Origin of the sequence: Pseudoduganella buxea (genome assembly GCF_009720835.1) — a bacterium.
In the GTDB taxonomy this organism is placed as follows: Bacteria; Pseudomonadota; Gammaproteobacteria; order Burkholderiales; family Burkholderiaceae_D; genus Rugamonas; species Rugamonas buxea.
Window position 1 is genome coordinate 1 of record NZ_WNKZ01000244.1, and the last position, 549, is coordinate 549.

Sequence of the window (549 nt, forward strand, 5' to 3'; positions counted from 1 at the left end):
CAGCGCTGGTGCTCGGACGGCTTCGAGATCGCCTGCGACAACGGCGACGTCGTGACGGGCGTATTCATGAAGGATTGCTGTGACCGTGAGATCATCGCCTGGCGTGCCTGGATCGGCCGTGGGCTGCCTGGCGAACCAGTGCGTGACATGATGATTGAGGCGGTGGAAACACGCTTTGGAAGCACGGACGAGCGGGCGGTTACGCTTGAATTCTTGAGTGACAATGGCGGCGCTTTCCGGGCAATTGAAACGCACGCCTTGGCACATGAGCTGGGCATCAAACCGGTGCACACGCCTGTCAACAGTCCGCAATCGAATGGCATGGCCGAGAGCTTCGTGAACACCTTCAAACGCGATTACGTGGGCAGCATGGACCGCAGCTCTGGCATCGTCGTGCTGGCCCAACTGCCCGACGCGTTCCGGCATTTTAACGAGGTGCATCCTCACTCCGCGCTGGGCTATAAATCGCCGCGTATGTTTAGAAAAGAGCGACCGTGTCAGGCTCTGGAAACTGACGCTAACTAAGCATCAGACTGTGTCCGGGAATAG

General features: G+C 58.5%; 1 protein-coding gene. It reads left to right on the forward strand.

The genetic code is table 11. The annotated features are described in order from the left end of the window. Positions 1 to 525, forward strand: a 525-nt coding sequence (locus tag GM672_RS27830) for an integrase core domain-containing protein (RefSeq protein WP_155473702.1), incomplete at its 5' end; no start/stop codon positions are given. Positions 526 to 549: the final 24 nt, after the last annotated feature.